The 26,322-nt window shown below is 72.9% G+C and carries 20 protein-coding genes; 6 read left to right on the forward strand and 14 right to left on the reverse strand.

The genetic code is table 11. The annotated features are described in order from the left end of the window. Positions 1–3 precede the first annotated feature (3 nt). Together ACFYYH_RS20410 and ACFYYH_RS20415 are read right to left on the reverse strand one after the other, a co-directional pair. Entirely contained in the window at positions 4–486 is a 483-nt protein-coding gene (locus ACFYYH_RS20410) for a tripartite tricarboxylate transporter TctB family protein (protein WP_388552873.1), read from the reverse strand. A gap of 167 nt (positions 487–653) precedes the next feature. Beyond that, the gene (locus ACFYYH_RS20415; protein WP_388552695.1) at positions 654–1,637 is read right to left on the reverse strand and encodes a Bug family tripartite tricarboxylate transporter substrate binding protein; all 984 of its coding nucleotides are present in this window, start codon (positions 1,635–1,637) and stop codon (positions 654–656) included. Positions 1,638–1,758: 121 nt separating this feature from the next. Between ACFYYH_RS20415 and ACFYYH_RS20420 the strand changes: the two genes are divergently transcribed. The 4 genes from ACFYYH_RS20420 (at position 1,759) to ACFYYH_RS20435 (ending at position 8,484) form a co-directional block, all read left to right on the forward strand. Further along, on the forward strand, positions 1,759–2,445 hold the full coding sequence (locus tag ACFYYH_RS20420) for a response regulator (protein WP_388552698.1): 687 nt from the start codon (positions 1,759–1,761) through the stop codon (positions 2,443–2,445). Positions 2,446–2,804: 359 nt separating this feature from the next. Next, positions 2,805–6,371: a DNA polymerase III subunit alpha gene (locus ACFYYH_RS20425; RefSeq protein ID WP_388552701.1), complete on the forward strand. Its 3,567-nt coding sequence runs from the start codon at positions 2,805–2,807 to the stop codon at positions 6,369–6,371. Next, positions 6,368–7,363, forward strand: a complete 996-nt coding sequence (locus ACFYYH_RS20430; RefSeq protein ID WP_388552704.1) for a hypothetical protein — start codon at positions 6,368–6,370, stop codon at positions 7,361–7,363. Before ACFYYH_RS20425 ends, ACFYYH_RS20430 begins: the two co-directional genes overlap by 4 nt. 206 nt (positions 7,364–7,569) lie before the next feature. Further along, on the forward strand, positions 7,570–8,484 hold the full coding sequence (locus tag ACFYYH_RS20435) for an esterase/lipase family protein (RefSeq protein WP_388552706.1): 915 nt from the start codon (positions 7,570–7,572) through the stop codon (positions 8,482–8,484). Positions 8,485–8,560: 76 nt separating this feature from the next. Here ACFYYH_RS20435 and ACFYYH_RS20440 read toward each other — a convergent pair whose 3' ends face one another. Then, positions 8,561–9,682 (reverse strand): lytic polysaccharide monooxygenase, encoded by a 1,122-nt coding sequence (locus ACFYYH_RS20440; protein ID WP_388552709.1) that lies wholly within the window; start codon positions 9,680–9,682, stop codon positions 8,561–8,563. A gap of 402 nt (positions 9,683–10,084) precedes the next feature. On the opposite strand from ACFYYH_RS20440, the gene ACFYYH_RS20445 reads away from it, so the two are divergent. Continuing rightward, positions 10,085–10,903, forward strand: a complete 819-nt coding sequence (locus ACFYYH_RS20445) for a putative protein N(5)-glutamine methyltransferase (protein ID WP_388552712.1) — start codon at positions 10,085–10,087, stop codon at positions 10,901–10,903. A 106-nt stretch (positions 10,904–11,009) separates the two neighbouring features. On the opposite strand, the gene ACFYYH_RS20450 is transcribed toward ACFYYH_RS20445, so the two are convergent. The 9 genes from ACFYYH_RS20450 to ACFYYH_RS20490 all read right to left on the reverse strand — a co-directional run bounded on the left by ACFYYH_RS20450 (position 11,010) and on the right by ACFYYH_RS20490 (position 22,282). Further along, positions 11,010–12,092, reverse strand: a complete 1,083-nt coding sequence (locus ACFYYH_RS20450; protein ID WP_388552715.1) for a S1 family peptidase — start codon at positions 12,090–12,092, stop codon at positions 11,010–11,012. A 373-nt stretch (positions 12,093–12,465) separates the two neighbouring features. Then, entirely contained in the window at positions 12,466–13,242 is a 777-nt protein-coding gene (locus ACFYYH_RS20455) for an aminoglycoside N(3)-acetyltransferase (protein WP_388552718.1), read from the reverse strand. Next, positions 13,235–13,630 (reverse strand): hypothetical protein, encoded by a 396-nt coding sequence (locus ACFYYH_RS20460; RefSeq protein ID WP_388552721.1) that lies wholly within the window; start codon positions 13,628–13,630, stop codon positions 13,235–13,237. Before ACFYYH_RS20460 ends, ACFYYH_RS20455 begins: the two co-directional genes overlap by 8 nt. 255 nt (positions 13,631–13,885) lie before the next feature. Next, positions 13,886–14,812: a S1 family peptidase gene (locus ACFYYH_RS20465; RefSeq protein ID WP_388552723.1), complete on the reverse strand. Its 927-nt coding sequence runs from the start codon at positions 14,810–14,812 to the stop codon at positions 13,886–13,888. A 278-nt stretch (positions 14,813–15,090) separates the two neighbouring features. After that, positions 15,091–16,035 (reverse strand): DUF1684 domain-containing protein, encoded by a 945-nt coding sequence (locus ACFYYH_RS20470; protein ID WP_388552726.1) that lies wholly within the window; start codon positions 16,033–16,035, stop codon positions 15,091–15,093. Between the two features lie 5 nt (positions 16,036–16,040). Continuing rightward, entirely contained in the window at positions 16,041–17,351 is a 1,311-nt protein-coding gene (locus ACFYYH_RS20475) for an NtaA/DmoA family FMN-dependent monooxygenase (protein ID WP_388552875.1), read from the reverse strand. 92 nt (positions 17,352–17,443) lie between these two features. Further along, positions 17,444–18,520, reverse strand: coding sequence for an LLM class flavin-dependent oxidoreductase (locus ACFYYH_RS20480; protein WP_388552729.1), 1,077 nt, complete (start codon positions 18,518–18,520; stop codon positions 17,444–17,446). An 8-nt stretch (positions 18,521–18,528) separates the two neighbouring features. Next, on the reverse strand, positions 18,529–20,628 hold the full coding sequence (locus ACFYYH_RS20485; protein WP_388552733.1) for an FAD/NAD(P)-binding protein: 2,100 nt from the start codon (positions 20,626–20,628) through the stop codon (positions 18,529–18,531). Positions 20,629–21,013: 385 nt separating this feature from the next. Next, positions 21,014–22,282, reverse strand: a complete 1,269-nt coding sequence (locus ACFYYH_RS20490; protein ID WP_388552736.1) for a DUF5685 family protein — start codon at positions 22,280–22,282, stop codon at positions 21,014–21,016. 278 nt (positions 22,283–22,560) lie between these two features. Between ACFYYH_RS20490 and ACFYYH_RS20495 the strand changes: the two genes are divergently transcribed. Next, a complete protein-coding gene (locus ACFYYH_RS20495; RefSeq protein ID WP_388552739.1) occupies positions 22,561–22,995 on the forward strand; it encodes a cell division protein SepF in 435 nt (144 codons plus the stop codon). 56 nt (positions 22,996–23,051) lie between these two features. Here ACFYYH_RS20495 and ACFYYH_RS20500 read toward each other — a convergent pair whose 3' ends face one another. Then, complete coding sequence (locus ACFYYH_RS20500) at positions 23,052–24,287, reverse strand: acyl-CoA dehydrogenase family protein (protein ID WP_388552741.1); 1,236 nt, start codon at positions 24,285–24,287, stop codon at positions 23,052–23,054. Between the two features lie 160 nt (positions 24,288–24,447). Further along, positions 24,448–26,184 (reverse strand): MFS transporter, encoded by a 1,737-nt coding sequence (locus tag ACFYYH_RS20505; RefSeq protein WP_388552744.1) that lies wholly within the window; start codon positions 26,182–26,184, stop codon positions 24,448–24,450. Positions 26,185–26,322: the final 138 nt, after the last annotated feature.

The raw sequence follows: 26,322 nt of genomic DNA on the forward strand, positions 1-26,322 counted from the left end.
GGGTTACAGCACCCCCATCAGCGGGCCACCGGGGAGGGGGACACCGAGCAGGTTGTCGAAGACGAAGTAGGTGACGAGCGAGAGGCCCGCGGCGATCAGCGGGTCACGGTCGTAGTGGCGGCTGCCGAGCGCGTACGCGGAGCCCCAGAAGAGCAGGGCGCCCGAGATGGGGAAGCCGAGCGGTCCGATGAGCACGGCGTTCGCCAGGAAGACCCCGGCGAGGAGCAGAACGGTCCGCCAGTCGGCGGGCTCGCTCAGGTCGATGTCCTCGCCGCCCTCCGCCTCGCCGCGGCCGCCGCGCAGGATGTCGAGCGTGAGCAGGACGGCGACGACGAGCAGGCCGATGCCGACGACGACCGGGACGGTCCTGGGGCCGACCGGGCCGCGCTGGGTGATCTCGACATCCATGGTGAGCGCGTCCGTGAGGACGAGCACCCCGAGGACGAGCAGCAGCAGGCTGACGCCGAGCTCGGAGTGCTCGCGCAGCCATGAGCCGCGCGGGGCGGCCGGTGTCCGGGAGGTCTCCGCGGTCCGGGAGGTCTCCGCGGTCTTTGGGGTCTCCGCTGTCCGTGGGGTCCCGGGTGCCCCGGGGGTGCCGGGGGTGCCGGGCGTGCCGGGGGTGCCGGGGGTGCCGGGGGTGCCGGTCTCGGGGTTCACAGTCCCAGCTCCTTCAGGACGGAGTCCACGCGGCGGTCCTCCTCGGCGAGGAACTCGCCGAACTTCTCACCGGGGAGATAGGCGTCGTCCCAGCCGTTCTTCTTGAGGGAGTCCCGCCACTGGGGCGAGTCGTGCAGCGTGTCGAAGAAGGCGACGAGTTTGGTGCGCTCGGCGTCGGAGAGGCCGGGCGGTGCCACGATGCCGCGCCAGTTGGTGAAGTCGGTGTCGAGACCGGCCTCACGGAGGGTGGGGGCGTCGAGGCCGGGTATCCGCTCGGGCCCGGTGACCGCGAGGAGCCGCAGCTCACCGGCCTTGATCTGGTCGAGGTACTCGCCGAGGCCGGAGACCCCGAAGGCGACCTTGTCGCCGAGGATCGAGGCGAGGAGTTCACCGCCGCCGTCGAACGGGATGTAGTTGACGGTCTTCGGCGCGATCCCCGCGGCCTTCGCCATCAGCATGGGGGCGAGATGGTCGGGGCCGCCGGGCGAGGAGCCGCCGCCGACGGGCACCTTGGCCGGGTCGGCCCGCCAGGCCTCGATCAGATCGTCGATCGTCCGGTACGGGGAGTCCTTGCCGACGACCACGATGTCGGACTCCTCGGTGATCCGGGCGATCGGAGTCGTGTCGGCGAGCGTCCTGGGCGTTTTGTTGGTGTGGACGGCACCGACCACACCGAGGCCCATCGACATGGCGAGCTTGCCGTTGCCGTGCTCACCGACGAGCCGGGTGAGGCCCACGGTGCCGCCGGCGCCCGGCAGGTTGAACACCTCGATGTTGTGGGTGAGTTCCCCGTCCTCGGCGTTCTTGGCCAGGGTGCGGGCCGTGATGTCGTAACCGCCGCCGGGCGTGTTGGGAACCATGAAGCGCAGGCCGGGGATCTGCGTGCCGGTGTCGGTGCCACTGCCCGAGGTGAGCAACGGCGGCCCCACCAGCACCAGGAGTGCCGACCCGAGCAGGGCCAGAGGGGTGCGCAATCGCACGTCTGCCGCCTTTCGGAAAGCTTGTGAAGTGGGCCACATGTTGCCTGCGCGTTAACAAGCTGTCTCTCTTCCGGAATCAACGGACGTTGTGGTCATTGAGGTCGCGGCTTAGCGTGTCGGCGTGACGAAAGTGCTGGTGGTGGACGACGACTTCATGGTCGCGAAACTGCACAGCCGCTATGTGTCCGCAATGGACGGTTTTACGGTCGTCGGGGTGGCGCACAGCGGCGCCGAAGCGCTGCGCGCGGCCGAGCGGCTGGGGCCGGATCTTGTCCTGCTCGATATCTATCTGCCCGATATGGATGGAATCGCCGTACTGCGTGAGCTGCGGGCGGCGGAGGAGCGAGACCGGAACCGGGTCAGCGCCGACGCGCTGTTCATCACGGCGGCGCGGGACGCGGGGGTGATCCGCGCGGCGCTGCGCGCGGGTGCGCTGCACTATCTGATCAAGCCCTTCAACCAGGCGGCGCTCCAGGAGCAGTTGCGGCACATCGCCTCCCTGCGCACCCGTCTCGCCGGGCTCGGCGAGGCACGCCAGGAGGATGTGGACCATATCTTCGGTACGCGCCCGCCCGGGAGCCGCGGGCTGCCCAAGGGCCTGGCGGCCCATACGGCCGACCTGGTGGAGGGCATTCTGCGCAAGCACTCGGGCGGTCTGTCGGCGACGGAGTGCGCGGACGCGGGGGCCCTGTCCCGGGTGAGCGCCCGGCGCTATCTGGAGTACTTCGCGGAGACGGGCCGGGCGGAGATCTCCCTCCGCTACGGCGGCACGGGCCGTCCGGAGCGCCGCTACCGCTGGATCGGCTGACCGCTTCCCCGTACCACCCGGCCGACACGCGCCGACACGCGCCGACACGCGCCGACGCCCGCGCGACCGGCACCGGCAGCGACAGCGACAGCGACAGCGACAGCGACAGCGACAGCGACAGCGACAGCGACAGCAGAGCCGGAGCCGGAGCCGGAGCCAAGGTTCGCCGGGGCATATCAGGGTATTCACCGCGTTCACCGGAAGGGTCCGGATCATCACGGATGGTCCGGACCCCTCCCTCATGTGCCGGCATCCGGCCCCGCCGCCCGGGGCCGGGATTTCCTATCGCACGCACGTTCGAAACTTGGTCTATGGTGGGTGACGGGGGAGGTGAGAACGGATCGATCCAGGAGGTGCGGATGCCCGGGTTCACGCATCTGCACACCGTCTCCGGATTCTCCCTGCGGTACGGGGCGTCCCACCCGGAGCGGCTGGCCGAGCGCGCCGCCGAGCGGGGCATGGACGCCCTCGCCCTGACCGACCGCGACACCCTCGCGGGCGCGGTCCGCTTCGCCGAGGCCTGCGCGACCGCCGGGATACGGCCGCTCTTCGGGGTGGAGCTGGCGGTGGGCGAGCGGGCACGGGAGTCGAGCCCCGTCGAGCGCCGGCGCACCCCCGTGCGCGGCGGCGCCTTCATCGACGAGTCCGCGCCCCGCGCGGTCTTCCTCGCCAGGAACGGCGCCGCGGGCTGGGCCGAGCTGTGCCGGCTCGTCTCCACCGCGCACGCCGCCGGGGACGGCGGCCCGCTGCTGCCCTGGGGGGACAACCACGGCGCGGATCTCACCGTGCTGCTCGGACCCGGCTCCGAGACCGGCCGGGCCCTCGCGGCGGGCCGCCCCGACCGGGCCGCCCGGCTGCTGGCGCCCTGGCGCGAGATCTACGGCGACGCGCTCCGGCTCGAAGTCGTGCACCACGGGCGTACGGGCACGGGCCCCGGCTCGCTGCGGCACGCCGCCCGTACCCTCGGCTTCGCCACCGAACAGGGGGTACGGGCGGTGCTCAGCAACGCCGTGCGCTACGCCGACCCCGGACAGGGCCCGGTCGCCGATGTCCTCGACTCGGCCCGCCGGCTGATCCCCATCGACCCGCGCCGGGGCCTGGACAGCGGGGAGCGCTGGCTCAAGGATCCGGCCGGGATGGCCCGTACCGCGGAGCTGGTCGCCGAGGCCGCCGGCTTCGGGCGGGACACCGCGCACCGGCTGCTGGCCCTGACCGAGGAGACCGCCGCCGGCTGTCTGGTCGACCCCGAGGACGATCTGGGCCTCGGCACCGTCCACTTCCCCGAGCCGCGGCTGGTCGGCGCCGACCGCCGTACCGCGGGGCGGGTCCTGCGCTCGCGCTGCGCCGCCGGAATGGTGCTGCGCGGCTACGACCGGCGCCCCGGCCACCGGACCTACTGGGCCAGACTGGACGCGGAGCTGCGCACGATCGAGGAGCTGGGTTTCGCCTCGTACTTCCTCACCGTGGCGCAGGTCGTCGACGATGTACGCGGCATGGGGATCCGGGTCGCCGCGCGCGGCTCGGGCGCCGGCTCCCTGGTCAACCATCTGCTGGGGATCGCACACGCCGACCCGGTCGCGCACGGACTGCTGATGGAACGTTTCCTCTCCACCCGGCGCCCGTCCGGACTGCCCGATATCGACATCGACGTGGAGTCCGCGCGGAGGCTGGAGGTCTACCGGGGGATCCTCGGCCGCTTCGGCCCCGAGCGGGTCGCCGCCGTCGCCATGCCCGAGACCTACCGGGTGCGCCACGCCGTACGGGACGTGGGCGCCGCCCTCTCCATGGACCCGGCCGAGATCGACCGGATCGCCAAGTCCTTCCCGCACATCCGTGCCCGCGACGCCCGCGCCGCGATGGAGGAGCTGCCCGAACTGCGGGAGGTGGCGCGGGAGTGGCGGCACGGGGGGAAGCACGGCCGGCTCTGGGAGCTGGTGGAGGCGCTGGACGCGCTGCCGCGCGGGATCGCCATGCACCCGTGCGGGGTGCTGCTCTCGGACGCCTCGCTGCTGCGCCGCACCCCGGTGGTGCCGACCAGCGGCGAGAACTTCCCCATGTCCCAGTTCGACAAGGAGGACGTCGAGAAGCTGGGGCTGCTCAAGCTCGATGTGCTGGGTGTACGGATGCAGTCGGCGATGGCGCACGCCGTAGCGGAGATCGAACGGGCCACCGGGGAGCGGGTGGACATCGACGATCCCCGGCAGGTGCCCGAGGGCGATCCGGAGACCTACCGGCTCATCCGCTCCGCCGAGACCCTGGGCTGCTTCCAGATCGAGTCGCCGGGCCAGCGCGATCTGGTCGGCAGGCTCCAGCCCGCCACCTTCCACGATCTGGTGGTCGACATCTCGCTCTTCCGGCCGGGCCCGGTGGCGGCCGACATGGTGCGGCCGTTCATCGAGGCCAGACACGGCCGGGCGCCGATCCGCCATCCCCACCCGGATCTGGAGGAACCGCTGCGCGAGACCTACGGGGTGGTGGTCTTCCATGAACAGATCATCCGGATGGTGGACATCATGACCGGCTGCGGCCGGGAGGAGGCGGACAAGGTGCGGCGCGGGCTCTCCGACCCCGGGTCGGGGGCCGGGATCCGTGCCTGGTTCGAGCGGGCGACCCGGCGGAAGGGGTACGCGCCCGAGGTCGTCGCGCGCACCTGGGAGATCATCGAGGCCTTCGGCTCGTACGGCTTCTGCAAGGCGCACGCCGTCGCCTTCGCCGTACCGACCTATCAGTCGGCCTGGCTCAAGGCGCACCATCCGGCCGCCTTCTACGCCGGGCTGCTCACACATGACCCGGGGATGTATCCCAAACGGCTGCTGCTCGCGGACGCGCGGCGGCGCGGGGTGCCGGTGCTGCCGCTGGATGTGAACCTGTCCTCGGCCGCCCATCGGATCGAACTGGTGTCTGATCGTGGAGCGGAGCAGAACGACGGGACGAGGCAGGGCGACGGTGCTGGGCAGGGTGACGGGACGAGGCAGGGCGACGGGACAAGGCAGGGCGACGGGGCGGGCCGGGGCGGAAAGGTGTGGGGGCTGCGGCTGGCACTCTCCGACGTCCATGGCATCAGCGAGGCGGAGACGGCACGGATCGAGGCGGGCCGGCCCTACTCCTCCCTGCTCGACTTCTGGCAGCGGGCCAGACCGGGGCGGCCGGTCGCCGAACGGCTGGCGCAGGTGGGCGCGCTGGACCGGTTCGGCGCCAACCGGCGCGATCTGCTGCTCCATCTCTCCGAACTGCACGGAGCACAGCGGAGGACCGGTGCCCACGGCGATCAGCTCCCGCTCGGCGGAGGACGGCGGACCGCCCCCGCGGGACTGCCCGATCTGGGCGACGCGGAACGCCTCAGCGCCGAGCTGGGCGTCCTCGGCATGGACGCCTCCCGCCATCTCATGGAGGACCACTACGCGTTCCTGAAGGAGCTGGGAGTGATGTCGGCCAAGCGGCTGCGGGACGTGCCGCACGGCAGGACCGTCCTGGTGGCGGGCGCCAAGGCCGCCACCCAGACCCCGCCGGTCCGTTCGGGCAGGCGGGTCATCTTCACCACGCTGGACGACGGTACGGGCCTGGTCGACCTCGCCTTCTTCGACGACAGCCACGAGGCCTGCGCGCACACCGTCTTCCACTCCTGGCTGCTGCTGGTACGCGGAGTGGTGCAGCGGCGCGGTCCGCGCAGTCTGAGCGTGGTGGGCGCCGCTGCCTGGAATCTGGCGGAACTGGTGGAGCTGCGGAAGGAAGGCGGTCTGGAGGCGGTCGCCGCCGCGCTGGACACACCGGAACCGGACCGGGACACCTCAGGGACCGGCCGCGGCCGGCGCATCCATCTGCCCACGGGCTATGCGATGAATCCCTGGGCCGATCTCCAGCCGCCCGGTGAAGGGCTGCCCACCGGACGGAAGTTGTGGCATTCCAGCCCGGGGAGCGCGGGATGATCCTCTGTATACGGCTGCGGCACGAGGACGCGGCCGGGGGTGTGCCCGGGGACCCGGCCGGACCGGCGCTGCCGGGTCTGCTCGGACTGGTCGAGGACATCAGCCCGGTCGTCCAGGCGCTGCCGCCGGACGCCGCGCTCGTCGATGTGCGCGGCGCGGAACGGTACTTCGGACAGGACGCCGCCGGGATCGCCTCCGTGCTGCGGGTCCGGACGCTCGCCCATCTCGGGACCGGCTGCACGATCGGGGTGGCCGCCACCCCGATGCTGGCCGGGATGGCCGCGCGGCACGCCGAGCCGGGGACGACGCTGGTGGTGGCGGACGACAAGCGCGCGGTGGAAGCGTTCCTGGGCCCCAGGCCGGTCACCGATCTGCCCGGGATCGGCACCGCGACGGCCCGGGTGCTCCGCTCGTACGGAATCGGCACCGTCGGCGGGGCCGCCGCCGTACCGCTGTCGACACTCCAGCGGATCGCCGGGGTGCGCGTGGGGCGTGAACTGTACGAGAAGGCGCGCGGAATCGACCGTACACGGGTCGTCCCGAACGCCGCCGCGCGCTCGCTCGCCGCCGAACGGTCCTTCTCCCGCGACGAACTGGACCAGGAGCGGCACCGGCGCGCCCTGCTCTCGATCACCGAGGAACTGGGAGGCCGGCTGCGGGGAACGGACCAGGTGTGCCGCTCCCTGACGCTCACCGTGCGGTACGCGGACCGGTCCACGACCACCCGGACCCGGGCGCTGCGCGAGCCGACCGCGCACTCGGCGGCGCTGGCCGGAGCGGTGTACCGGATCCATGAGTCGCTCGGACTGCAACGGGCGCGGGTACGGGTTCTCTCCGTACGGGCGGAGGGGCTGATCCCGGCCGAACGGGCCAGCCGTCAGCTCATGTTCGACCCGGTGGACGACCGGGCCCGGCGGATCGAGGCGGTGGCGGACCTGGCCCGCGCGAAGTTCGGACCCGGGGCGATCGTGCCGGGGTCGCTGGCCGCGTGATCGTGTGTGTGTCCGTGTGTCGGCGGAATCCTCTGCCCGTGTGACACAACACCCCTGGTGGCGACGGCCGGGAGTTTTTACCGACGCGTAACTTCCCTTCGCCACCTTACCCGTGCGTAACTTTAGCTGAGCACCCCCTCTTTGTGGTCCGGGCCACAGGGCTGACAGACATCGCCATTTCCCTTGAGCCGCAAGGAGATCGCACGATGCTGCCCTGGAAACGCGCGCTCGGACCCCTGACCGCGCTGTTGCTGGCCGCCATGTCCCTGGCCACCCCCGCTGTCGCCGCGCCCCCCACCGCCGCGACCGCCTCGACCGCCACCACCACCGCCGCCACCACCACCGCGTCCGCGTCCGCGTCGAGCAGCGGATGGAACGACTACTCCTGTAAACCCTCCACGGCCCATCCCCGCCCGGTCGTCCTCGTCCACGGCACCTTCGCGAACTCCATCGACAACTGGCTCGGCCTCGCCCCGTATCTGGTGAACCGGGGCTACTGCGTCTTCTCCCTCGACTACGGGCAACTCCCCGGCGTACCGCTGTTCTACGGTCTGGGCCCCATCGACGCCTCGGCCGGACAGCTCGCCTCCCATGTCGACCGGGTGCTCGCGGCCACCGGCGCCACGGAGGTCGATATCGTCGGCCACTCCCAGGGCGGCATGATGCCGCGCCACTATCTGAAGTTCCTCGGCGGGGCGGCGAAGGTGAACGCCCTGATCGGTATCGCCCCCGACAACCACGGCACCACCCTGCTCGGGCTGACCCGGCTGCTCCCGTACTTCCCCGGAGTGGGGCACCTGCTGAACGAGAAGACCCCCGCGCTCGCCGACCAGGTGGCCGGATCCGCCTTCCTCACCAAGCTCAACGAGGGCGGGGACACCGTTCCCGGGGTGCGCTACACCGTGATCGCCACCCGGTACGACGAGGTGGTCACCCCGTACCGGTCACAGTTCCTGAGCGGTCCCGAGGTACGCAATGTGCTGCTCCAGGACCTGTGCCCGGTGGATCTCTCCGAGCATGTGGCGATCGGGACGATCGACAGGATCGCCTTCCACGAGGTGACCAACGCGCTCGACCCGGCCCGCGCGACACCGACCACCTGCGCCTCGGTGATCGGCTGACGCAGGAGCCGCCGTCCGCTCCCGGGAGCGGACGGCGGCTCGCACCCGTGGGGGTCAGCGTCCGTGCCGTGAGAGGTCAGCGGCCGTGCCGCGCGGACGGTACGGCCCTGCGCCTGGCCGTACCGAACAGCAGGGCGGCACCGATGGCGAGGACCGCCGTGCCACCGATCGCCAGATACGGGGTGACGCCGGAGCCGCCGGTCTCGGCGAGGTTCTGCCCGTCGGCGGGCAGTTCGGCGGAGGCGCCGACGGCCTTCGTCCCGGGGGAGTTGGCGTCGCCGGAGCCCTCGGTGCCACCGGTGCCACCGGTGCCACCGTCGTCGGCCGTACCGGCACCGGACGTGGCGTCGTCGGTGGTTTCGGTGGCGGTGGCGGTGTCGGTGTCGGTGCTGCTGTCGGTGTCGCCGTAGGCGGTGTCGGCGGTGTCGGTGTGTGTGCCGGTGTCACCGTGTCCGTTGTGTTCGACGGTGGACTTGTCCGCGCCCTCCGCGATCTCCTCGTCGGTGGGCGCGGAGGCCGTCGGCGCGGGCGCCGCCGGAGCGCCGCCGCCCGCGGCGCCGTTGTCCTTGCCGAAGACCACGTCGGAGCAGGTGTAGAAGGCCTCGGGGCTGTCCGAACGCTGCCAGATGGAGTAGATGAGATGGCGCCCCGACTTGTCAGGAACGATCCCGTTGAAGACGTACTCGCCGTTCTCCAGCTTGGGGTCGGTCACCTTGAGGAAGGGCTTCGCCTCCAGATCCGACCACTTCAGCGGCTTGCCCGGGTCGTAGCCGTCCTTGGTGAGATAGAGCTCGAAGGAGCCCTTGTGCGGCGCGGTGGCCTTGTAGCGGAAGGTCCTGTTGCCCGCCGTCATCGCGGACGACGGCCAGTCGCCGCGCGCCAGATCGAGCCCCTTGTACTTGTCCCGGCCCGCGCTGCACAGCTTTCCGTCCGGGATCAGCCGCTGGTGGTTCCCGGCGGCGTCGGCGATGTTGACCTCGTTCCAGTCGTAGAACGCCTGGGTGCCACTGGCCGCGACCGCCGCCCGGCACGCGGCGGAGCGCGGGCTCTCCGGCCCCTCGGCGTAGCACGCGGCGACCCGGCTGACCGGGTCGGTCAGCGACCCGTGCGCCACGGCCGGAGCGGCGGCGAGCCCGGCCAGCGCGAGCGGGACAAGACCGAGGACGACGATCCCGGCGGCCGTGGGGCGAGCGGTCATGTAGAGGTTCTCCTTCGGAACGGCGCTGGTGGAACGAGCCGGAGCGGCAGACGACCTCCCCGTCGAACGCCGCCCCGGCGCTCAGCAAGCTAGCCCCTGAACACCCCGGAATCGGCTGCTCGGAGGGGGTGGGGGCGATCCTTATGGCGCCGTTAAGGTGAGACTAAGAGTGGGCTCAGGAAGCCGCCGCGAGGCCCGCCCGGCGCCGGACCGGCGGGCCGCGCGGGCGGTCGCCCGGCCCGACTCGGGTAGTGTGGCCCTCTCCAGCAGCGACCGGACCCACCGAAGGAGGCGAGACCCATCACCGCTGTACCAGGTCGGGTACTCCCCTCCCGCGGTTGTGCGGGCCGTCGGACATAGGTGACCGCCGGGAGTGCCCATCGGCATTCCGAAAGGCTCCCCATGTCAGCTTCCGCGTCATCCCCCGCTCCGTCCGTCGGCGTTCCGTCCGATGTGGTTGCCAGACTCCGCGCCGCGGGCTGTGTCTTCGCCGAGGACGAGGCGCGACTGCTCGTCTCCGCCGCGGGGACGGCGGCCGAACTCACCGCGATGGTGGACCGGCGGGTCGCCGGTCTGCCCCTTGAACATGTCCTCGGCTGGGCGGAGTTCTGCGGTCTGCGGATCGCCGTGGACCCGGGGGTCTTCGTGCCCCGCCGCCGTACCGAGTTCCTTGTCCGTGAGGCCGCCGCCCTCGCCCGGCCGCGCGCCGTCGTGGTCGATCTGTGCTGCGGCTCCGGCGCGCTGGGCGCGGCGCTGGTCAGGGCCCTGGACGGGGCCGAGCTGTACGCCACCGACATCGACCCCGCCGCGGTGGGGTGTGCCCGGCGCAATGTCGCCGAGGCCGGCGGCCGGGTGTACGAGGGCGATCTCTACGGCCCGCTGCCCCGCGCGCTGCGGGGACGGGTGGATGTCCTGCTCGCCAATGTGCCGTACGTACCGACCGAGGAGGTCGGGCTGCTGCCCCAGGAGGCCCGTATCCACGAGGCGCGGGTCGCCCTCGACGGGGGCGCGGACGGGCTCGACGTCCTGCGGCGGGTGACGACGGAGGCGCCCGACTGGCTGGCACCGGGCGGCTCGCTGCTGGTCGAGACGAGTGAGCGCCAGGCGCCCCTGGCGGTGGAGGCCTTCACGGCCGGCGGGCTGGTCCCGCGCGTGGCACGCTCCGATGAGCTGTACGCCACCGTGGTCATAGGAACCAGACCGGGGCCGGGGGCGGTCTGAGCCCGCTCCGGGACCGAGGGGCCGCCCCCGCGGGCGGCGGAACGTGCACACACCGGAGCGCGCGGGCGGGTGCCCGCGCGCTCCGCCTGCCGAAGCGGGCCGTCCGTCAGCCGATCTGCGCGCCGAACACGGCGAGCGCCTCCGTCACCGGCTGGAAGAACGTCACACCGCCCGAGGAGCAGTTGCCGCTGCCGCCCGAGGTCAGCCCGAGCGCGGTGTCGCCCGCGAAGAGCGAGCCGCCGCTGTCGCCCGGCTCCGCGCAGACCGAGGTCTGGATCAGACCGTTGACGATGTCGCCGCCGCCGTAGTTCACGGTGGCGTCGAGCCCGGTGACCTGTCCGTCGTGCACCTGGGTGGTGGAACCGCTGCGGGTCACCTGCTGCCCGACCGTCGCGTCACCGGCCTGGCTGATCGGCTGGCTGCTGCCGTCGTAGAGATTGACCTCGCTCGGGTGCGCGACCTCGGCGGTGTACTTGACCAGGCCGTAGTCGTTGTCCGGGAAGCTGGAGCCCTCGTTCGTCCCGATCACAGTGCCCGCCGGGTCGGACCAGGTCTGGATGGACTCGGTGCAGTGCCCCGCGGTCAGGAAGTACGGCGCGCCGTCCTTGACCACGTTGAAGCCGAGCGAGCAGCGACCGCCGCCGCCCGTGATGGCGTCACCGCCGGCCACGAAGGGGGTGAACTCCCCCGCCGTCCTCTTCAGTTCGGCCTTGTCGCCGAGCCCTTCCACGACTCCGCTGAGCTTGTCCCACGCCGCGCCCTCGACCGTACGGTCGGCCGTGACGATCACCTTGTTAGTGACCGGGTCGACCGCCCACGACGTGCCGGGGACGGCCGCACGGTCCGTGAGGGTCTGGCGGGCGCTCTTCAGTTCGGCCAGGGAGTTCTGAACCAGTCTGGCCCTGCCGCCCGCCTGGCGTACGGTCTCGGCCGCCCGCTCGTCGACGACATTCACCACCAGGGCCTTGGACCCGGCGTCGTAGTACGAACCGGCGGCGGCGCCGCCCAGGTCCTCACCGAGGACCGAGGCGAGATTTCCGGCCGCCGCGGCCGTCAGTGTCTTGACCGTGAACTGGGGTGTTTCCTCACTGGCGTTCGCAGTCTGGAAGGTGATTCCCGCGATGGCCAGGGCGATGACGGCACCGCCCGCCGTCGTCGCCCGCTTCCTGGATATGCGCCGATGGTTCAACGTCGACCTCCTGTGGGGGGAACCGTGCCGGGGCATGTGGGGTGACCTGACACGGAGGATGAGCCGCCCACTATTCCGAGACCGGGCGGCCGCACACAAGGCCGACTTCAGGACGGGCGCACGACGGTGGCCCGTTCGCCGGGCCGGTCCCGTGGCCGAGGTCAGACCGCGTCCGTTCCGTTTGCGAACACTCGGTGCGACCACCGTGTCATCAGCGGTGAGGACTAGTCCTGTCCTGAATTCGCCCCCCACAGAAGCGGGGACCGGCCGGATGCGATCGGCTCGGTCCCCGGGCGGGTGACAGGAACGGGACTCCTCCGCGGAGTCCGCGGAGGCATGTCCCGCCGCGCCGAGAGCCCCGCGGTCCGGCCGCTCAGCGCCGCTTCTCGGTCATCCACGACTCCGCGTGGTCGACGGCGTCCTTGATCGAGAACGACCTCGCGGTCGTGCCGCCGAGTGGTCCCTTCCGTTCCAGATCCCAGGGGAAGGACGCCCCGATCGCCTCGAAGTCACTGTCGTCGAGGCTGACGTCCTCGAATTCCACCCACCGCGGGCTGTCGTCCGGCCCCTTCACCACACAGTGGTAGGAGCGCACGGGAGAGCCGACGCGGTATTCGGCGAGATGGAATGCCGTGCAGGCGGCGAAGCCCACATTCACCATCAGGACCCGTGCGTCCGCCGCGACCAGGGCGCCGAGCGGTGAGTCCTCCCCGAGATGGCTGTCGAGCGGATGCGCGGCCAGCAGTTCCGCCGCCCGTCCGCCGATCGCGGCGAAGGAGGTCTGCGGATGGGTGCTCCTGACGGCCCCGGGAGCGGTACGGACGGACTCGGCCAGCCGGCCCATCCCCGTGGAGGGGGTGGTCAGCGGGTCGAAGGCGGGCATCCGCGCCCGGAAGGCCGCGGCCTGTCTGCGGGTCAGTCCCTGGATCTGGGCGAAGTGGGCCGAGGAGGTGTCGGAGTTCTCCTCGGTGAAGGCCGGGACGACCAGGGTGCCGTCGGCTCCCAGCGCCGTCAGCAGGGCCGTACGGAGGGTGTCGGCGTCCAGTCCGGTGCCGTGCAGGGACGCGTGGACGAGGAGGGTCCCGCCGTCGGTGACGCCCAGCGCCGCCAGCTCCCCGGCCAGCGCTTCGGTCGATATCGTCTCAGCCACGGTCGGCCTCTTCCCTGAGTACGGCCAGCGGGCTCTTCCCGCCGACGGTGATGCCCTCGGTCGGCGCCCACGGCCCGGCCGCGCGCCGTACGCGCGGCGGCACGGGCGCCGGTTCCCCGGCGCCGCCCCGTACGGCGCCGCCCCGTACGGGAACGCCCTGTACGGGGACGCCCAGCACGCCGCGGGCCTGGGTCCCGGCCTCGGCGGTCCGGTCCGGCGCCCGCTCCCCGGGCAGCCGCCGGGCCACCGCGGGCCGGTCATCCCGGTCGGCCGCCCCGTCGTCGCCGGGCCCGGTGTGGGGCGCGTCCCCGCGGTGGTCACACACCAGATCACAACCGCTGTGGACCCGCGACACGATCGCGCGGACGGGGACCAGGGGTCCTGTCATCGGGCCAGTCTAGAGGGCGGAGTTGACGCTTGAGGACGCGCGCGGTGGCGTCGGTGGGCACGGGGCGGAACACGTCCGGGCTCCTCGGCGGCACGGCATCGCGCACGTCGCTCTCCGCGGAGGAAGTCCACGGCGACTCGGCGCGAGCGTGCGTCATACGGTCCCCGTCCGGCGGCCGGACGGGGACTCGGCCGTGCCGCCGGAACCGGGGTCCGGGCCGGCCGGATCCGGTGGACCGGACCGGCCGGCGGACGCTCAGAAGACGCTGACGCCGTACGCCGCCAGGGCCGGGATGACCGGCTGGAAGTACGAGGTACCGACCCCGCCGGAGCAGCCGCTGCCGCCCGAGAGAATCCCGATGGCGAGGGTGCCCGAGTAGAGCGCTCCGCCGCTGTCACCGGGCTGGGTGCAGATATTGGTGCGGATCAGCCCGTTGACGACCTGGCCGTTGCCGTAGTTGACGGTGTTGTTGAGGCTGATCACCACGCCGGAGCGGACACCGGAGACGGCGCCCCGGAAGGTGACGGCCATCCCGACGGTGGCGTTGGCCGCACCGGTGATGTCGGCGGTGCCGACGGTCCCGGGCACGGGCACCGAGGGGTTGGTGTACCGCACGAGCCCGTAGTCACGGCTGGGGAAGCTGGTCGCCGTCGTGACCCCGACGGGGGTGGTTCCCGAGGGGTTCGCGTACCAGGTCGAGACACCGCTGGTGCAGTGTCCCGCCGTCAGGAAGGAGTACGTGCCGCCGCTGACGACATTGAAACCGACCGAACAGCGCCCGGCTCCGGAGTAGATGGCGTCGCCGCCGGAGAGCTGGGTGGAGAGCCGGCCGGCCGTGCGCTCGAAGCGCAGCGCCCCTGCGTGGGGACCCGCGGCCCGCTCGATCGCGGCGATCTCCGCCGTGGAGACGGTGCTGTCCACGGCGACGACGACGGTGCCGGCGGCGGGATCGGCGTACCAGGCGGTGCCCGGTACCCCGGCGTCCAGGACCGCGTCGCCGACGGCGGTGAGCGCGCTCGCGGCGGACGCGCCCGTGGCACTCGCGGTCCCCGCCGTGGCGGCCGTACCGGCGTTGGCGGCGGGGACCGCGAGTGCCACGGCGGCGGCAAGTCCCGTGGCGACGGCGAGCAGACGGGTACGTCCGGTGGTCCCGGCGCGGCGGATGGTGCGCTTGATCCTCACTTGGCGTTCCTCCCGAGGGGAATCGAGGGCCCTCCGTGGAGGTGCGGGCCCGTGAGGCGCGGCCGGGGGCGGCCGTCCCTGCGGACACCGGACCGCGCGCCCCCCGTCGGCGCTGCTCGGGAGTATTGGATGCCCCAACTCGCCGCGCAAGGGCGGCTTTTGGCCGTGGCCCCCGCCCGCCCCACCGGCCCGGTCCGCTCCCACCGGTCCGACCCGCCCCCGTCCGCCCCGCCCGCCCCGTCCGTCCCCCGCCCCCCGGGAGCGGGCGGGGCGGCGCGTCAGCCGGCCACGGTCCGCTCGCCCGCCGGGACCGCGATCGGGAGGGTGTTGCCGGGCGGCGGGAACGGGCAGATGAAGTGGTCGGCGAAGGCGCACGGCGGCAGCAGGGCGCGGTTGAAGTCGACGGTCACCGTCCCGTCCGCGGCCGGGGCCGCCGGGCGCAGAAAGCGGAAGCGGAAGCGGAAGCTGTCCTGTCCGCTGGTGGTGTCGGCGAAGACCGCCCAGAGCGTGCCGTCCCCCTCCACCGCGACCTGGAGGGTGTGTTCCGTACCGCCGACGGTGAAGGCGATCTCACCGCCGAGGCCGAGGCCCCGCTCGCGTCCGTCCGCGTTCTCGACCAGCACCGTACGGCTCTCGTCGTACGGACGGAAACGGCCCGCCAGCTCCCATTCCCTGTCGTACGCGGTGGCCACGATCCCCTGGAACGCGGCCCGCGCGGCGGAGTCCGGATCGACGTCGCGCACGGCCCAGAGCCCTTCGCGGCGCAGCACGACCAGCCTGCGTCCGCCGGCCGCGATCCGGGACGCCTCGAACGGACCGCTGTCGGCGGCCAGCCGGAGTTCCCCGGTGAGCGGCCGGCCGTCGGCGGTCAGCCCGTCCCCGTCCACGGCGGTCAGCACCACCTGGTCGCCGTCCTCGCGCCAGTGCCCGGGGAGTCCGGGCAGCCGGCCACCGGGATGGTCGGCGAGCCAGTGGGTGCCGGTGAGCGAGAGCGGCCCGTAAGGCGCCGTGACCGTGGCGACACGCCCCTCGTGCCAGCTCCGCCACTCCTGGGCGGCGGTGTCCGCGCCCCCGTCCGTGCCCCCGTCCGCGCCGGCGCCCGTGCCTCCGTCCGTGCCGGCGCCCGTGCCGTTGCCCCCGTCCACACGCGTGTCCGTGCCCGCTCTCGTACCCATGTCCGCTCCCACTCCCGTTCCCGTGTCCGCCAGTGATTCCGTTGTCATGCCGATCAGCCTTTCCGTACCGGATCGGGAAGACCCAGATGCGACCGCAGAGTGCCGCTCTCGTACTCCTCGCGGAAGACCCCGCGCTCCTGGAGGAGCGGTACGACCCGTTCCACGAAGTCGTCCAGCCCGCCCGGGGTGAGATGCGGGATGAGGACGAATCCGTCCGCCGCGTCCGTCTGGACGAAGCTGTCGAGCGCCGCGGCGACGGTCGCGGGGGTCCCGATGAAGGACTGCCGCGCGGTGGTCTCGATGACGGTCTGCCGGATGGACAGGCCCTTGGCCTCCGACAGCGCGCGCCAGCCGGCCGCGACGGCGAGCGGATCGGCCACCCGGACCCGGCCCTGGGCCGGCCCCGGGTCCGGGTCCGGATCCGGGTCGGGATCGATCTCGGGCAGCGGCCCGTCCGGGTCGTACGCCGACAGATCCCGCCCCCAGACCCGCTCCAGCGCGAGGATCGCGTGCCGCGGCGAGACCTGCTGTCTGCGGATCTCGGCCGCCCGCTCCTGCGCCTCCGCGTCGCTGTCGCCGAGGACGAAGGTGACCCCGGGCATGATCGTGAGATCGTCCGGCTCCCTGCCGTACGCCGCCAGCCTGCCCTTGACGTCGGCGTAGAAGGCGCGGCCCTCCTCCGGTGTGCCGTGGCGGCTGAACACCACGTCGGCGGCGGACGCGGCGAACTCCCGGCCCTCGTCCGAGTCGCCCGCCTGGATCACCACGGGATGGCCCTGCGGGGAGCGCGGGACGGTGAACTCCCCCTCGATCTCGAACTGCGGTCCCGAGTGGGCGAAGGGGCGGGGCGTGCCGTACGGGGCGCCGGGCCCGGCCGGTGTCCAGGAGTCCCACAGCTCACGGGCGGTCGCGACGAACTCGGCGGCCCTGGTGTAGCGGTCGGCCCGGTCGAGATAGCCGCCGCGCCGGAAGTTCTCCCCGGTGAAGGCGTCGGACGAGGTCACCACGTTCCAGGCGGCCCGTCCCGCGCTGAGATGGTCGAGGGAGGCGAGCCTGCGGGCCAGTTCGTACGGCTCGTTGAAGGTGGCGCTGACGGTGGCGGCCAGACCGATCCGGTCGGTGACGGCGGCCAGCGCGTTCAGCACGGTGAGCGGCTCGGGACGGCCCACCACGTCCAGCTCGTCGATCAGGCCGCGGTGTTCGCGCAGCCGGGGCCCCTCGGCGAGGAGGAAGAAGTCGAACTTGCCGCGCTCGGCGGTACGGGCGAGCTTCGCGAACGAGGAGAAGCCGATCGGGGACCCGGAGCGCGGATCGGACCGGACGGTGGTGCTGTTGACCCCCGGGAAGTGCGCGGCGAGATGGATCCGCTTGCGGTCGGCGCCGGTCCGGACGTCGGTGGCACGGCCCTGGGTGGCCCGGGCGTCGCCGGTACGAGCGGTACCGGTCGGGTCGGTGGTCATCGGACCACTCCCCGGGCGGACGTGTAGCGGTTGGCCGGGCGGGCGAGGCCGAGATGTTCGCGGAGGGTGCCGCCCGGGTGGAAGGTGCGGAAGAGGCTGCGGTGCTGGAGCAGTGCCACGGTGCCGTTGACCAGCCGTTCGAGATCCCGGCGGGGCTCGGCGGGGGTGAGATGGAAACCGTCCACCGCGCCGGCGCCGTGCCAGCCGGTGATGAGCTGCGCGAGGCCCGCCGGGCCGCCCCGGTAGCGCGGTCCGCCGGCACCGGCCGTGGTGCGCGGGGCGCTCTCCAGGCCCGGGTCCAGCGGGCGTTCGCCGTCGCCGAGATGGACGGTGAGCGCCGCGAGGACCCGCAGGGTGTCCGGGTCACGGCCGTGGTCGGCGGCGCGGGCCCTGAGCCGTTCGCGGAGCACGGCCGCCTCCTCGGGGCGCCCCGCCCGCACCAGGACGACATCGGCGTGGCGCGCCGCGGTCTCCGCGGCGGGGCCCGCGGTCCCGTCGATCACGGTGACGGGACGGCCCTGGGGCGGCCTCGGCACGGTGGACGGGCCGCGGACGGAGAATCCGGTGCCCTCGAAGTCGACATGGTGCAGCTTGTCGCGGTCGATGAAGCGCCCTGTCGGTCTGTCGCGGATCTCGGCGCCGTCCTCCCAGCTGTCCCAGAGCCGGGCGCTCACCTCGGCCACCTCCCCCGCCTCGCGCCACAGGGCGGCGGCCGGGGCGGCCCGGCGTCGTCCGAAGAGCCGGGCCTGCGCCGGGGTGTCCGACACCCCGACGAACCAGCCGGCCCGTCCCCCGCTCACCCAGTCCAGGGTCGCGAGGGACGTGGAGACATGGAACGGCTCGGTGTGGGTGGTGGTGACGACCGGCACCAGACCGATGCGCTCGGTGGTGGGGGCGACCCGGGAGAGCACGGCGAGCGCGTCGGGACCGGGGCGGTCGAAGGAGTCCTGGAGGGTCACGAAGTCGAGGGCGCCGTCCTCGGCGAGCCGGGCGAGTTCGACGTACCACCCGGCGTCGTAACGCGGCGGACCGCCGATCTCGGCGGCGAGATGCAGGGGTCGTATGGCGGGCATGACGGGCCTTACCTTTCGGCTTCGGACGGGCCGCTCCCAGCCGGTCCGGCGGTGGGGGGCACAGCGCGCGAACCGTCGTCCGCCGGGGCGGGGTCCGGCCGGCCGGCCGCGGGCGCGGGCCCGGCGGGGAGGCGCAGTTCGCCGAGGAGGGTGAGCGCGGCCCGCGCGGCCGCGTCGTTCTGCCGGAACGCCTGGCCCCCGGTGCGGGGGCGGGTGAACGCGCCGCTGGACCGGGCGGTGGTGTACGGGCCGAGCGCGAAGCGCCGGGGGTGCGGACGGCCATCGCGCTCCACGAGCCGTCCGTCGTCGGGATCGACCCTGACCAGCCCGGCCCCCGCGGTGGTGGCGGCCCCCTCCTCGTACAGCGCGCGCAGCAGCGGGCTTCGGGTGCGCTCGGGCGAGGGATCGGGGAGCCGGGCCTCGACCAGGGCGCGGGCCTCGATGTACTCCCCGGGCACACCGGGGCTCCCGGCCCGGAAGACGCCCCGCTGTTCGTCGGTCCCGACCGTCATGCCGGCCCCGACGAAGCGGACCACACCGGCCCGGGAGAGCGCGAGCAACTGGCGCAGCCGGGGGCCCGGCGGGCCGGAGGCGAGATAGCTGAAGAAGCCGTGCCACCGGTCGTCCGCGTCGCCGAGGTCGCCGAGCCGGATGAGCTGTCCGTAGACCGAGAGCAGGGCGTGGAAGACGGCCAGGTCGGCGCTGTGGGCGGGGTCGTGGCGGCGGACGAGGTCGGCGTCTATGTACGCGCGCAGCGTGTCCTGGAGGGCGTCGTACGAGGGGAAGCGCGCGCCCTGGAGCGGCCGGTCGAGCGCGTCCAGATCGAGCCGGTCGGCGGGGTCGGGTACGGCGCTGGTGATCAGGGCGTCCAGCTCCGGGCTGCCGGGGTCGGCCGCCGCGTACTTCTCCTCGAAGTCGGTCCAGCCGACCCGGGTGCGCTCGGGGTGGGCGGTGAAGAGCCGGTGGTAGTGGGCGAAGCCGAGTTCCTTGTACACCAGCGGCAGGACATCGCGTTCGAAGTCCCGCGGGCCCGGTCTCGCCAGCAGCTCGTCGATCTCCGCGGGCCCCAGGAAGCGGGGCAGCGGGGGCCGTTCGCCGTCCAGACCGTAACCGATCTTGGAGTGGTACGGGACACCGCGCCGCGATCCGACGTACAGGACGGGCTCCCGGCCCGAGGGGTGGTACACCAGCTCGCCCCCGTCTCCGCCCCCGCCCCCGTCTCCGCCGCCTCCCTTCTCCTCACCGTCGTCGTCGGCGGCGGCGGCGGCGGTGCTTCGCGAGTACCGGCCGCCGCGTCCCTCGGTGAGGAGCACCATCAGATCGACGAAGGCGAGTCCGAAGCCCCGGACGAGGACGGGTTCACCGGCGGGCAGGGCGGAGAGATCGCTGTCGGCGGTGAAGTCGGGCGGCAGATGGATCAGTTGGTGGCGCCGCGCGAACTCCCGCAACTCCCGCTGCCGCGCGTCGGGTTCGCCGTCGAGATGGCCGAGGGTCAGCACGACGAGATCGGCGAGCAGCGGCTCGGTGCGGTCCTCCAGCCAGACGCGCTGGCGTCCGCCGCGCGGCCCGCTGACCCGCAGCGCGTGGGTGCGGTGCGGGTGGAGGGTGACCCCGGGCGGGAGGGCGGCCACGGTCTGTTCGTACACCCAGCTCAGATAGGCGCTCTGCACCTGCCGGCTGGGAAAGGTCTGGCCGGTCAGCGCGGTGATCGCGGCGTGGAGTCCCGGCTCGTCGCGCTCGGCCCCGGCGGGCAGGCGGATCCTTCCCTCCCTGACGTCCCGGGCCCACTCGTGCAGCGCGGGCCCCTGCCGTACGGGCCCGTCCAGGGCGACCGTGTCATCGGTGTACATCGTGACGTCCTCGGCCATGGAGTTCATCCACAGCAGCGGCGACTGATCACGGCGCCAGATCCGCCCGCCGCCCGGCGGGTACGGGTCCACGAGGTGGATGTCCAGCGGCAGACCGTCGTACAGGGACGGCGCGTTGGCGACGAGCCGCTCCAGAAAGCCCGTGCCGCGCGGCCCTGCCCCGATCACCACCAGGGAGGGGGTCACGGCCGGAGTACGGACCGTACCCGACGACGCGGAGGACACAGGGGACACAGGCATGCGAAGGCTCCGTGGATACAGCGATCGAACACGGGATGTGCCTTCACAGACAGGGCGTACGGACCGAGCCCCTCAGCACGGTCCCTCGCTCCTCCGAGGCTAAGCGGTGTGTACGGCCCGTTGTCAAGCTTGTCCGGACTGTGAGCAGGTGATCTCGCTCGGTTGACGTGGAAACGGATGCCTGTTCCACTTGGCCCATGAATCGGCAGCAGTGGCTGGTCACGCGCTCCCACATCGACTTCGGTCGAGTGTGGTCCTCGTCCTGTTGAGCTGACACCCTGCACGGCCCCGCAGTCCCGGCGCCCCAGACGCCGTTCCCGCGTGCCTTCACACGCAGAGCGTCACGCTCGACCCCCCTCACACCGCGTTCCCGTCACCACCGTGCTCAGCAGTCACAGCCGCAGCAGTCGCAGTTGCCGCAATCGCAGTCGCAGTCACGGCAGCAGCCCTCCCGCCTCTTGCGCGACCACGGACCCTCGTACTCCTTCGCACAGCACAGCTTGCAGGTGCAGCACAGTCCGACGAAGACCGCGCAGCCGGCCCAGAAGCCGCGTCTGCCCGGCCTCGGCGGCTCCTGCCGTGCGCCCGGCGGCGGCCCGCCGGGACCACCGGGCCCGCCCGGCATGCCCGGCTGTCCGCCGCCGTAGGGATTGTTCGAGCCGTACGGTCCGTGCGCCCCGGCGCCCTGGCCCCCGCCCTGGCCCCCGTAGGGATTGCCGTACGGGTTGCCGTAGGGACCGCCCTGCGGGGGCGCCCCGCCCGGACCGCCCTGGCCGGCCCGGATCTCATGGGCGCAGGCCGTCGTACCGAAGGCCCGGTCGACGGATATGCGCAGTTCGTGCGCGAGCAGCACATGGGCCAGCCGGCCGTCGGTGAACTCCGCGTCCCGCAGCGCGAGCCTGATGCCGCGCACCGCGTCATCGGCGAGGCGTCTGGCCTCCGCCCGCGAGGTGCCGGTCGCGGTGAGCGGGTTCCAGGCACCCGACGCCTCGTCAGAAACCTGGTCCTCCACGGCGTCCAGGAGATGCGCGAGCCGCCCGAAGAGCCGGCCGGCCTCGGCGAGGGGCGCGCCGTTCCCGGGCCGTCCGGCCAGTACGGCGGTGTGCGCGAAGGCCGCGGCGGTGGCGGTCTCGGTCGGCTCGGTGACGGTGAGCAGCGGGGTGCCGGGGCCGGCCAGCGCCTCGATCCCGGGCTGCCGGTCGACCGCGTCGACCAGCACCGCCGTGTCGAATCCCAGCTCCGCGCCGGTCCGCGCGCCCGCCCGGTCCCAGCCGGTGGCGACCCGGCGCGCGGCGACCGCCAGCGGTCTGCGCTTCAACAGCCCGTCCCGGTCGGCCACGTGGTCACGCACCTTCGCCGAGGCCAGCACCAGGGACACGGCGGCGGCGAGGCGCGCGCCCTCGCCCCGGGCGACGGGCGCGGTCCGCATCCCGCGCAGCGGGCACGGCCCCGCCGTACGGCGCCGTGTCTCGCCGCCTTCGAGCTGAGCCTCCGTCAGAACCGAGACGATCAGCCCGTCGTAGTTGGTGACGATCCGGGAGAACTGGCCGTGGTCCGAGCGAAGTGCCAGGCAGAGCCCGCAGAGATGGGCCATCCACTCGGTTCTGAGACCGTCGGTGAGACGGTGAGCGCACGGTCTGACGATTCCGAACATGACGAGCCCCCCGAAAAGTCACCCGATGGTGCGCGAGGCATCGTACCGAGCACGCCGTTCACCCGTACGTCCCCAGCATCACCCATCTGGCCGGAAGTTCATATTTTGCACCCCGTCAGGGGCCCTACGCTGGAAGAACCTTGACGAACCGCCACAACTTCTGCACCAGTACCGTCACGAATCGCCTGCGCGCCGACTATCCCCTTGGCGCTCAATCCGCATCATGGACGACCATAGGGGCAGGGAACGACATGTGACCGCGGTGAAAGGAGGCGTCCATGGGATCGGTGCGCAAGGCGAGTGCCTGGCTGGGCCTCGTTGAGGACAACGACGAGCGTTACTACGACGACGAGTACGCCGAGGGTGCGGAGAACGGCGACACCTGGAAGACCGATCCGCGGGTGCGGGTCGCCTCCGAGTCCGCCCATGAACGTGACCGCAGAATCGCCACCGTCTCGCCGGACAGCTTCCGGGACGCCCGCGCCATCGGCGAGCTGTTCCGGGCCGGCGTCCCGGTCATCATGAACCTCACCGCCATGGAGTCCGCCGACGCCAAGCGCGTGGTGGACTTCGCCGCCGGGCTGATCTTCGGACTGCGCGGCTCCATCGACCGGGTCGCCACCCGGGTCTTCCTGCTGAGCCCCGCCGACACCGAGATCGTCACCGGCGACTCGGCGGGCCGGCCGCAGGACGGCTTCTTCAACCAGAGCTGAGCAGGGCGCTCATCGGTTCACCGGGGCGCGGGCCTCACCGGACGGCGCGCGCTGCCTCACCGGAAGGCGTCAAGACCGGTGAGCGCCTTGCCCAGGACGAGCTGATGCATCTCGACGGTGCCCTCGTAGGTCAGCACCGATTCGAGATTCGTCGCATGGCGCATCACGGGATACTCCAGCGAGATCCCGTTGGCGCCCAGGATCGTCCGCGCGGTCCGGCAGATCTCGATCGCCTCCCGCACATTGTTGAGCTTGCCGAAGCTGACCTGCTCGGCGCGGAGGCGGCCCGCGTCCATCCGCCGCCCGAGATGGTGGGCGAGCAGGATTCCCTTGTGCAGTTCGAGGGCCATGTCGGCCAGTTTGGCCTGGGTGAGCTGGAAGCCGCCGATCGGCCGTCCGAACTGCTCGCGTGACACGGCGTACCGGAGCGCCGACTCGAAGCTGGCGCGCGCGGCGCCCATGGAACCCCAGACGATGCCGTAGCGGGCGTGGCCGAGACAGCTCAGCGGTCCGCGCAGTCCGGTGACCCCGGGGAGTACGGCGTCGGCGGGGAGCCGTACGTCGTCGAGGACCAGTTCGCTGGTGACCGAGGCGCGCAGCGACCATTTGTGCCTGATCTCGGGGGCCGAGAAGCCCGGGGTGTCCGCCGGGACGAGGAATCCCCTGATGTCGCCGCCCCCGGAGCCCCCGCGCTCACCGTTCGCGGGGCCCTCGTCCGTACGCGCCCACACGACGGCGACGCCCGCGACCGAGCCGTTGGTGATCCACATCTTGCGTCCGCCGAGCACCCAGTCGCCGCCGTCGCGCCTGGCGTACGTCCGCATCCCGGCGGGGTCGGAGCCGTGGTCGGGCTCGGTGAGTCCGAAGCAGCCGATGATCTCGCCGGCCGCCATCGCGGGCAGCCAGCGCCGCTTCTGCTCCTCGGAGCCGTAGCGGTGGATCGCGTACATGGCGAGCGAGCCCTGCACGGAGACGAGCGAGCGGATACCGGAGTCGGCGGCCTCCAGCTCCAGACAGGCGAGCCCGTACTGGACGGCGGTGGCGCCCGCGCAGCCGTAGCCCGTCAGGGACATCCCGAGGGCGCCGAGCGTGCCCAGTTCCCGGGCCAGCTCCCGGATGCCGGGCACCTCGCCGCGTTCGTACCACTCGGCGACATGGGGCAGCACCCGGTCCGCCGCCCAGGCGCGCACGGTGTCCCGGATCGCCAGGTCCTCCGGGTCGAGCAGATCGTCGAGACCGAGCGGATCCCCGGGGTCGAAGGCCGGGAGCTTCGCGGCGGACGGTGCGGACATGGAAGGACCTCCGGCGGCTCGCGGGACTCGGACCGCCACAAACTAACAGCGGCGGGACGGGGCCCGGTGCCCGGCTCCCGCGCCGGATCCGGGCCGCCCGCCCGGTCCGGGCGGAGGCCGGGCGGAGATCCGGCGGACGGGGCGGGCGGCGTCAGGGCTGTCAGCCCCGGCCGCGGCCCGCCGGGAGGGGCTCCTCCGTGGCGGCGCGGGTGTCCGGGGAGGCGTGGGGTCCCGGTGTGCCGTGGGGGCGGGGCCGGCGCTGCTCCGGCGGTTTGCGGAGCTGGGGCGCCGGCGGGGCCGGGGCCGGCGGCTGCCGCCGCCGGGGCTCGGGCGGTGTCCCGCCCGGCAGCCCGGTACCGGGCTCCGGGCACTCCATGACCTTGGGCAGCCGCAGCGCCGCCAGCGCGCCGAGCAGCAGCAGTCCCGCGCTGACCAGCAGCGTGATGTGCAGCCCGTGCACGAACGAATGGCGTGCGGCGGTCCGCAGGGCGTCGCCGGCGGGCCCCCCGAGCCGGGCCGCCACCTCGTAGGCCTCACCGAGCGAGTCGGCCGCGGCCGAGCCCGCGGCGGCCGGGACGCCCTTCGCCGACGACACCGCGGGCGCGTACGCCGCGTTCATCACACTGCCGAGCAGCGCGATGCCCAGGCCCGCGCCGAGCTGGTACGAGGTCTCGCCGATGGCCGCCGCCCCGCCCGCCTGATCGGCGGGGGCCTCGCTGAGCATCGACTCGTACGCGCCGAAGAGCGTGGTCTGGAGCCCGAAGCCGAGCAGCACGAAGCCCGCGGTCAGCAGACCCGGGCGGTCGTGCTGGCCCATCAGCACCAGCAGCAGCACGGCCGCGGCGGTGAGGACGAAACCCCAGGACACCATCCGGCGCGGGCCGATCCTGCGCAGGGTGGCCGAGCCGGTGATGCCGGCGGCCATGGCGGCGAAGGTGAGCGGCAGCAGCCGCAGCCCGGTCTCCAGCGGGCTGAGCCCCAGCACGAGCTGGAGGTACTGGACGGCGATCAGCTCCAGGCCGACCAGGGCCAGCATGGCGAGGACGATGCAGCCGACGGAGGTGGAGAAGGTGGGCCTGGCGAACATCCGCATGTCGATCAGCGGATGCTCACGGCGGCGCTGTCTGCGCACGAAGAGGATCAGCAGGGCCGCGCCCGCACAGAGCGGACCGAGCGTCGCGAGGCTCAGCGGCCCCTCCCCGGCCCCCAGACGCTTCACCCCGAACACGACCCCGAGCACCCCGGCCGCGGCCATCAGCGCGCCGAGCACGTCCCAGGGACCGTCGCCGCAGCCCTTCGACTCGGGCAGCACCACACGGCCGAGCGGCAGCAGGACCGCCAGCAGCGGGAGGTTGACCAGGAAGACCGAGCCCCACCAGAAGTGCTCGACGAGAAACCCGCCGAGGACCGGCCCGACGGCGGCGCCCACCGCCGCGACGGCGGTCCAGACACCGATGGCGAGGGCCCGTTCGCGCCGGTCGGGGAAGACCGCGCGCAGGATGGAGAGGGTCGCGGGCATGATCATCGCGCCGCCCACACCGAGCAGGGCGCGCGCCCCGATCAGCACCGTGGGCGAGTCGGCGAACGCCGCGACCGCCGAGGCGGCCCCGAAGAGTCCGTAGCCGATCAGCAGCACCCGTCTGCGCCCGATGCGGTCGCCGAGCGTGCCGAAAAGGATCAGCAGCGAGGCGCAGACCAGCGGATACGCGTCCACGATCCAGAGCAGTTCGACCCCGCTGGGCCTGAGGTCCCCGGTGACGGCGGGCACCGCGACATGCAGGACGGTCGCGTCGAGCGCCACCAGCAGCAGGCTGACACAGAGGACGAACAGAACGACCCAGCGATTGGCACCGGCGGCCCCGCGCAGCCGTGATCCGGCCGTGGTGGTCCCGGACATCTGAGTACCTCCCAATGCGTCCCTCGCGCTCGGCGGGCCGACGGGGACCCGGGTCCCACGGGGCGGCCCGGCATCGACGGGCGAGTGAGCCGACAGCGTACGCGAGTGAACGCGTGTGGCGCGTGGTGGATCTCTCTC

The sequence above is a fragment of the Streptomyces sp. NPDC002018 genome (assembly GCF_042890865.1).
Lineage (GTDB): Bacteria > Actinomycetota > Actinomycetes > Streptomycetales > Streptomycetaceae > Streptomyces.